The 8,697-nt window shown below is 50.6% G+C and carries 7 protein-coding genes and 1 pseudogene; 6 read left to right on the top strand and 2 right to left on the bottom strand.

From position 1 onward, the window contains the following. Nucleotides 1-260: pseudogene (locus tag RM811_RS00145) on the bottom strand (transposase); the annotation flags it as partial. Nucleotides 261-555: 295 nt separating this feature from the next. After that, on the bottom strand, nucleotides 556-1,065 hold the full coding sequence (locus RM811_RS00140) for a hypothetical protein (RefSeq protein WP_402519448.1): 510 nt from the start codon (nucleotides 1,063-1,065) through the stop codon (nucleotides 556-558). A 179-nt stretch (nucleotides 1,066-1,244) separates the two neighbouring features. On the opposite strand from RM811_RS00140, the gene RM811_RS00135 reads away from it, so the two are divergent. From RM811_RS00135 to RM811_RS00110, 6 genes are all read left to right on the top strand, one after another. Then, the gene (locus RM811_RS00135; RefSeq protein ID WP_402519446.1) at nucleotides 1,245-2,216 is read left to right on the top strand and encodes an AAA family ATPase; all 972 of its coding nucleotides are present in this window, start codon (nucleotides 1,245-1,247) and stop codon (nucleotides 2,214-2,216) included. 31 nt (nucleotides 2,217-2,247) lie between these two features. After that, nucleotides 2,248-3,186: a DUF58 domain-containing protein gene (locus RM811_RS00130; protein ID WP_402519443.1), complete on the top strand. Its 939-nt coding sequence runs from the start codon at nucleotides 2,248-2,250 to the stop codon at nucleotides 3,184-3,186. Between the two features lie 61 nt (nucleotides 3,187-3,247). Next, a complete protein-coding gene (locus tag RM811_RS00125; RefSeq protein WP_402519440.1) occupies nucleotides 3,248-3,718 on the top strand; it encodes a DUF4381 domain-containing protein in 471 nt (156 codons plus the stop codon). Next, nucleotides 3,711-4,730 carry a vWA domain-containing protein gene (locus RM811_RS00120; protein WP_402519437.1) on the top strand — a complete coding sequence of 340 codons (1,020 nt, stop codon included), beginning with the start codon at nucleotides 3,711-3,713 and terminating at the stop codon, nucleotides 4,728-4,730. Before RM811_RS00125 ends, RM811_RS00120 begins: the two co-directional genes overlap by 8 nt. Then, nucleotides 4,712-6,634 (top strand): VWA domain-containing protein, encoded by a 1,923-nt coding sequence (locus tag RM811_RS00115; protein ID WP_402519435.1) that lies wholly within the window; start codon nucleotides 4,712-4,714, stop codon nucleotides 6,632-6,634. The genes RM811_RS00120 and RM811_RS00115 overlap by 19 nt, the downstream gene beginning before the upstream one ends. Before the next feature lie 74 nt (nucleotides 6,635-6,708). Further along, the gene (locus RM811_RS00110) at nucleotides 6,709-8,481 is read left to right on the top strand and encodes a BatD family protein (protein ID WP_402519433.1); all 1,773 of its coding nucleotides are present in this window, start codon (nucleotides 6,709-6,711) and stop codon (nucleotides 8,479-8,481) included. The last annotated feature ends 216 nt before the right edge of the window (nucleotides 8,482-8,697 follow it).

The raw sequence follows: 8,697 nt of genomic DNA, 5'->3' as shown, positions 1-8,697 counted from the left end.
AACCAGGTAGCTAGAGGCCGCTTTGTTGAGTCAAAGATGGTGTTGCTGGTAAGCGAGGTTTGGCAACGGCAACAATTGCACTGGAATTCAGCTTTCCGGTGAAGCTTTCAGAAACTGCGGGAACCACATTTCGGGCATTGGCAGCCATCTGGCCAGCACCAGGAGAACAGCGCGTTCTCACACTGCTCTTCACTGCCGTAATTAGCCAGAAATTGCCTAATGCTAATGCCTTTTTGGAACTGAATGGTATTTTTACACATCAGTTTTACCTCCAAAACACATGGCTATCGACGTTTGTTATAGCAGCTGGCTCATGACGTAAGGTCGGTGGTAATCAGGTAGTTTTTGATCAGGTAATCATAGGGTTATTTGCGTACAGGCCATCAAGAAGGATGATTGGTTTCAACTGGGGATGTTCTCGTTTCCGCCGTGCAAAATAGCGTTTGATTGCATTTTTCTCGCAGTCATTTTTGGTGCAACCATCCTGGTGCATGATGGCTTCCGGCGCGAAAGGGATGACTGTCTTTTGATCAGGATGAACAATACAGCCTCCCATTAAATTATGGTAATAGGATTCATTAGGTTCCCCTTTATTTCTAACGCAGCAATTTTTACAGCTACATTTTTTGAATGAAAAAGCCCTGTACCATCGATAGGCATCAGATAATAATCTTTCAACTTACCACAGCTGAATTTAAATGCTTTGAGAGCACCGCTACGCTGGATAACAGAAAAAAACTCTTTAAATGGCTTTTGAATGTCGGCAGGTTCAATCAAATCAATTACTGCACTCATGTGACTGTCAGATGGGATTATTCCATCATGAACACGATACATCTTTTCGAGATTATGGCGTTGAATTGGATCGGTACGTTTACTATCAAATTCTAAAAGTGAGTCATTCCTTTGATGCATCATAGCAAAGGCCGATTTTGGAAAATCCCCAAAAGGGATTGGGCACTTATCAGGACGAGGATCTTTAATATTTTCGAAGCAATCAGAGACTATATTGATGAGATTCGTAGCATTAAGGTGCTTGCTGTACTTCTGAATAGCGGTAGCCATGATCAAGTCAACGACAGTGAAGTGGTATGGGGGAATTTTAGTCGATAAATTGTGCGATTACTTTTTTTATGGCCAAGCTGAATCGCTTGCGGCAGAGGATGTTTAATATTCATCGGGAATTGCTGCCAGTGAACAAGACCAGTGATAAAAGACAACCAAACATTCCAGGTTGAAATAGAATGCCAACAAGCCATTGCTTTACCCAGTTCAGTCAGCTGAAGCACTATCTTTCCAGCACCATTATTGGTCAGGAGCATCTGGTCAACCGCCTGTTGACGGGGCTGCTTGCCGATGGTCATTTGCTGGTGGAAGGCGCTCCGGGCCTGGCTAAAACCCGCGCTGTTAAAGCACTGTCCGAGGGCCTGGATGCGGATTTCCACCGCATTCAGTTCACGCCAGACCTTTTACCCGCTGATGTCACCGGTACCGATATCTATCTGCCCGAAGATGGCAGCTTTCGTTTTCAGCCGGGGCCCATCTTTCACAACCTGATTCTGGCCGACGAAATCAACCGCGCCCCGGCCAAGGTTCAATCCGCATTACTGGAAGCCATGGGCGAACGGCAGGTCAGTGTGGGTCAGAAAACCTACCCGCTGCCGGAGGTTTTCATGGTGATGGCCACACAGAATCCCATTGAGCAGGAAGGCACCTATCCCCTGCCGGAAGCCCAGCTGGATCGTTTCATCATGCATGTGCGGGTGGGCTATCCCGATGTTGAAGCAGAGCGGGCTATTCTTCGCCTCGCCAGGGGTGAAGCCATGCAGACATCCGTTGAACGACCACAAAACCCTATGAAACAGGAAGAGATTCTTCAGGCCCGTCAGGAAGCATTGGCCGTTCACATGGAACCCTCTGTCGAGGAATATATCGTTCAGCTAATCAATGCCAGCCGTAACCCGACGCTTTACAGCGACCAGTTGGCAGGCTGGCTTGACTATGGTGCAAGCCCCCGGGGAACCATCGCTCTGGATCGTTGTGCCAGAGCCTATGCCTGGCTGGATGGCCGTGATTTTGTCAGCCCTGATGACGTTCAGGCGATCGCCCATGATGTTCTTCGCCACCGGCTGCTACTGACCTTTGAGGCTGAAGCGGAAGGAAAAGACGCAGATCAGATTATCAGCCAGTTGTTGAAACTGGTCCCTGTAGCCTGAAAGGCTCTCGAAAAACAGTTTTGGAAGAGCTATGAGCGGTGCCTATTGCACATTACAGAGTCTGGTAAACCTGCGGCTGCAGGCTAAAGACCTGCCACTGTTTCGCCCCGGACGAAGCCACCAGCAGATGCAGGGAAATGCCCGCTCTCCTTTTAAGGGACGGGGCGTGGACTTTGAGGAAGTCCGGGCCTATCAGTTTGGTGATGACATCCGTTCCATCGACTGGCGGGTCACCGCCCGAAGAATGAAGCCCCACACCAAAGTCTTTCAGGAAGAACGTGAACGGCCGGTTATGGTGCTATTGGATCAGAGCCATGCCATGTTCTTTGGTAGTCAACTCAACTTTAAATCGGTGACTGCTGCTGAAATCGCAGCCCTGATCGCCTGGGCAACGCTGAATCACGGTGATCGCATCGGTGGTGTTATTTTTAATGAGCAGGAGCTTCAGGAAACACGCCCGAAACGCTCCAGAAAAACACTGATGCACTGGCTGAACCAGACAGAAATGATGAACCGAAAGCTTCGGGCCACGTCCATATCCAGCCTGGATGCCGAACACGGCCTTACCAGAACTCTGAGGCATGCCCGGCGCGTTGCCCATCCGGGAACCCAGATATTTTTGATCAGTGACTTCCACCATATTAATGAAGAGGCCGAGCAGCACCTGTCCCGGCTTGCCCGTCATAATGAACTCAGGGCCATCAAGGTGAGCGACCCACTGGAATCGGAATTGCCAACGCCGAATCGATATTCTGTTACCGATGGCATGCACAGCCTGATGATTAATACTGGCCAGCCCCAGCTCCGTCAGCAATTTCATCAACATTACCTGAAACAAACTGAACAGCTGCAGACCATGCTTTCACGCTTGCGAATTCCCTTACTGCAAATAAGTGCAGCACAACCTTCCGCACAGCAACTGCTGGGTCTTTATGGTGTCAGGATAAACAGCCAGGAGCGGTCTCAGTGAATTACATTAAGAAATATTCTAAATTTTGTTTTGAATTTCCCTCGCCACTCAGGGATTAGTCATGGAAGTACAAAATCCACTGGACCAGCTCCGTCCCAATCATCTTCCAGACCCTGTTGGTTTCTGGCCACCCGCCATTGGCTGGTGGGTGCTGGCAACGATAACCATCACCTTATTGACCCTTCTGACTATATACGTCTATCGTCGTTGGAAAAAAAATCGCTATCGCACTGTGGCACTGCAGCAGGCCACCGAGACACTTGCTGAATATCAGGAACATCAATCCCCACACCGTTTTGCCCGTGACTGCAATGAACTGTTAAAGAGAGTGGCACTGCGAGCCTTTCCCAACAGTGATGTAGCCGGCCTGAATGGTGCGTGCTGGTGCCAGTTTCTGGCGAAAACAGGCAGCACACCGGAGTTTCTCAACCACAGTGCATTCAATAATGACCGTTACAACCCCAATGCTTCACTGCCCACTGAAGATATCTACGAACTGACCCGGCGATGGATAAAGAAACACCATGCTTGAGTTTGAATGGCCCTGGATTCTGATCGCACTGCCGCTACCTCTACTGGTTTATCGATGGGTTAAACCCGCCAGTGACGGTAGTGGTTCAGCACTGCACATCCCCTTCTACCGGGAATTATCATCAATCATTGGTGAACAGAAGGTAGAAAAAACAACCGCCTCCCGCAAGTCCATGGTGCTGCCCTGGCTCATCTGGACGCTGCTATTGATAGCAGCCAGCAAACCGGTATGGCTCGGAGACCCCATCGAATTTCAGAACAGTGGTCGTGACCTGATGATGGCCGTTGACCTCTCCGGCAGTATGGAAATCAATGATATGGTGCTCAGTGGTCGTCAGGTTGACCGACTCACTGCCACCAAGTCAGTAATGAATGACTTTATTGAGCGCCGCCGGGGTGATCGCCTGGGGTTGATTCTGTTTGGTACTCAAGCCTATCTTCAGACTCCCCTGACCTTTGACCGGCAAACGGTAAGGGCTCTGATGAATGAATCCGGTATCGGCATGGCAGGCAATAAAACAGCCATTGGTGATGCACTGGGTCTGGCCGTCAAACATCTGCGCAAACGACCTGAAGACAGTCGGGTGCTTATTCTTCTGACCGATGGCGCCAACACCGCTGGGGAGATTTCACCTTTGCAGGCAGCCCAGATAGCAAAAGAAGAGCGAATCAAAATCTATTCCATTGGTCTGGGTGCAGAGGAAATGATTGAACCCGGATTTTTTGGGGGCCGGCGGGTAAACCCTTCTGCCGATCTGGATGAAAAGACACTGAAAGAGATGGCCGAATTGACCGGTGGCCAGTATTTTCGGGCCCGTAACATTGGGGAACTCAGCAACATTTATGCCCTGCTGGATCAGCTTGAACCCACAGTACAGGAAGAAGAAACCTTCCGCCCCAGCAAGGGCCTGTTTTTCTGGCCACTGGGATTGGCTCTGTTGCTCAGCCTGATACCGGCACTGGTGAACATTATGCCAGGGAGCGCTGCGGCCAAATGGAGAGCCAGGCCATGATGGAATTGATGTCGCAGTTTCACTTTTTAAGACCGCTCTGGCTTCTTATGTTAGTACCCTGTCTTATATTGATCGTGCTGTTGTGGCAACAACAGCAGACACAGGGAAGCTGGGCAAAAGTCATTGCTCCAGAGCTGCTCTCCTGGTTACTGGAAGGAGAGAATAACAAGCCGGTTCGCTGGCCACTGATGGTGGTTCTGTTCGGCTGGGTCGTCACCTGCCTGGCAATGGCCGGCCCCACCTGGATTAAGCAACCTGTTCCCGTCAGTAAAAGCCAGCACCCCCTGGTGGTTGCCGTAGATCTTTCTTTCAATATGTATGCAGCAGACCTGTCGCCCAACCGACTCACCAGGGCACGGTTTAAACTGCAGGATCTGTTCAATCTGCGCAGTGAAGGACTCTCGGCACTGGTAGCCTATGCAGGATCAGCACACACGGTCGCGCCTTTAACTGACGATAGTCGTACACTAAACAACCTGATCAAAGCCCTCAGCCCTGACGTTATGCCTGTACAGGGCATCCTTCCAAATGAAACGAAGCCCGTTGAGGCCATTCGCCTGGCCAAACAACTGATGACACAGGGAAGCAATGAACCCGGTGATATCCTGCTGGTTACTGGCTCCCTCTCTGAAGCACAGGCAGAACAGATCACAGACCTTCTGAAAAACAGCTCTCTTCGCCTTTCCATCCTGGGAACAGGTACTGAACAGGGAGCACCCATTCCATTACCCGGGGGTGGTTATCTGAAGGATAAACAGGGAACCATTATCGTCCCCCAGCTGGATCAAGCCCGGTTGCAGGCATTAGCCAGAGCTAATGGTGGACGTTATCAGACCATGACGCTCGCGGATAATGACCTGAAAGTACTGGTACCCACCACCAGCAATGAGCCGCTGTTTTCTGAACGGGAATCTGCCGACCGGGAACTTGACCAATGGTATGACGCCGGTTACTGGCTGGTATGGTTGCTACTGCCTGCAGCCCTGTTTGGTTTTCGCAGAGGGTGGTTAATGGTGGTGATGATGATCACCTTACTACCGATGACACAGGAGGCCAAAGCCTTCAGCTGGGATGATCTCTGGCAGACCCGGGACCAGCAGGGACAGAAGGCGCTTCAGTCAGGTGATCCGGAATTGGCGGCAAGCCTGTTTTCAGACCCATCCTGGAAATCTGAAGCCCTGTTTCAGAATCAACAGTTTGAGGAATCCGCCTCACTTCTGGCTACCCAAAACAAAGAAAACGACAGTGTCAGCCAATACAATCGAGCCAATGCGCTGGCCAAAGCGGACAAATTGCAGGAAGCCCTGAAATCTTATGATCAGGCACTCTCTCAACAACCTGATATGGAAGATGCAAAGTTCAATCGAAAACTGGTCGAACAGTTGCTGAAGCAACGCTCTCAACAGGATCAGCAAAGCCAGGAAAGTGATCAAAACAAGAGTAATGATCAGCAACAGCAGGGAGAACAGAACCAGGATAATCAGCAGGGATCTCAGGAAAACAACAATCAGCAGCAAGATAGCGATGATAGTCAGGCTGGTGAATCTCAATCTCAGAATCCGCAAGATCGTCAAAGCTCAAATGAACAGGATCAGCAGCCCAGCCAGGATGGATCTCCCGCTGACCAAAACCAGCAACAGAGCCAGAGTAAATCTGGTGCTGAAGAACCGGATAAAAAGTCTGAAACCGCCCCCGCCCCCCCTGCTACCGGAAGAGAACAAGACAAAGCGAGTGAACAAACCGGCAAGTCCATGGCTGAATCATCGGATGAACAACCACTGTCTCCGGAACAGCAGGCGGTTGAAAGCTGGCTGAGAACCATTCCTGACGACCCCGGTGGTTTATTAAGAAGAAAATTCCTGCAACAACAGCAGCAAAGAGCCAGAGAGGGATCATTATGGTAAACCTGCGATTATTCTGGCTGTTATCAAACCATTTTATACATTCCCACGCCGGAGCCGGGGAACGAGGAAAGCAAATGCTGGCAAGAACTACACGCCAAAACTTAAGCCATTTTCTTGCGGTCACCCTGTTATTGATTGCGCTTCTAATGGCCAACATGGCCAACGCCGCTTTTACTGCCAGCGTTAACAGCACCGTTATTGCCAGCCACGAATCCCTGGAGCTGACCCTCCGTACGGATATGAATAGCAGTGATGCGCCCGACCTGTCGCCTCTGGAGTGGAGCTTTGATCTATTAGGCACCCGGCAGCAGAGCCAGACCCGCATCACTAACGGCAACAGGGAATACTCCCGTGAGTGGGTTATCAGCCTTGTTCCCAAACAGCAGGGTACTCTGATCATCCCTCCCATCAAATTAGGTGCTCAGGCATCTGAGCCGGTCACCATTACGGTCAGGGATAAAAAAGCAGACGATTCCGGAAGTGATACCAGCCCACTGTTTATGAAAGCTGAAGTCAGCAGTGAAAGCATCTACGTGCAACAGGAGCTGATCTTTACCCTGCAGATTTTCTTCAGTGTCCAGCTATACGATGATAATCGTTTAAGTGCCCTGAATATTGACGATGCCCTGATGCAACAGCTGGGTGAAACCAGAAAATTCGATACGGTTATTAATGGTATCCGTTACCGCGGCTTTGAGCTGAAATACGCCATTCATCCCCAGGCAGTGGGTGAAATGGTTATTCCATCACTGACATTTACCGGCGTTGCGGTTGAACCCCGCGACCCGTTTGGCAGCATCTTCTCAAGTGGCGGCAAACCTGTGATTGCCCGCTCACCGGAAATCCGGGTTGAAGTCAAACCAAAACCAGAGAGTTACCCGGTCAAAGAGACCTGGTTGCCAGCAAGAAAGCTGACCATCCAGGAAACATGGAGCCAGCCTCTGAATACCCTGAAAGTCGGTGATGCCATTACCCGAACCATTACGGTCGCAGCCGATGGCCTCAGTGCAGCTCAACTGCCTCCCATACTGATGCCTCAGCCAAAGGGGGTTAATAGTTATCCGGATAAGTCCGGTACAGAAGACAGCGAAACGCTCAATGGTATTCAGGGCCAGCGTACGGATTCCATTGCCATGATTCCAACCCATTCAGGCACTATCACTCTGCCCGCTGTGGAATACATCTGGTTTGATACGGCTCGTGGTGAAGTCAGAGTCTCCAGCCTCCCGGCAACCACCATTGATGTGGCGCCTGACCCCAATGCCAAAGCACAAACACCTCCCATGGCAGTAAGCACCCCGGCAGAAACTGAAGTAAGCAAGGTAACCGGGTGCCCGGAACCATCCATTATTTCCAGCGAGCCAGATAATACGTCCATTCGCTTATGGCAAGGATTGACCGGTCTCTTCGCACTGTTATGGCTGGTAACCCTTGGCATCTGGCGATTCAAATCCAGTTCAGGAAAACAGGCTGACAGTCATGAAAAAATAACCGGTGATCACCACCCTTCTAACAATCAGGTACAGGAGGCTGCTGCATTTGCCAGTCTGGAAAGCGCCTGCCAGCAGAAAAATGTTCGCCTGACATTGAATGAATTACAGAACTGGAGTCGTTTATATCCTGGCAACAATAAACTGACGTCACTGACAGACTGCCTGAACCAGCTTGGCTCCAATGAACTCAAAGCAGCCTGTAATGATCTGGCTGCCAGCCTTTATTCAGCCGAGCCAAAAGCTGCAGATATACAAGCTCTGCTAAATACGGTGCTTGAAGAATGCCAGAAAATCAGGACAAAAAAGCCTGAAATGGGAAGTGATCAGGAACTGGGTAAACTCTATCCCCGATAAGGGAAGTGGCATTATAGAAAGTACCAACCCTCCGTCTTTCCCGCGCAGGAGGGTGTCGAAAAAGGGCAAAACACCCCCCAAAACCCTCCTCGCTCCCACGCTCTGCGTGGTAGCGCCAGAACCCAACCACAGACACGATTCCTGTGGTTGGCTATGCATTCCCACGCAGAGCGTGGGAACGAGGTTAACCCTCCTCGCTCCCACGCTCTGCGTGGT

Source organism: Endozoicomonas sp. (genome assembly GCF_031844845.1).
Lineage (GTDB): Bacteria > Pseudomonadota > Gammaproteobacteria > Pseudomonadales > Endozoicomonadaceae > Endozoicomonas.
Note: the sequence above shows the minus strand (reverse complement) of the source record. Positions and strands in the feature narration are given on the sequence as shown.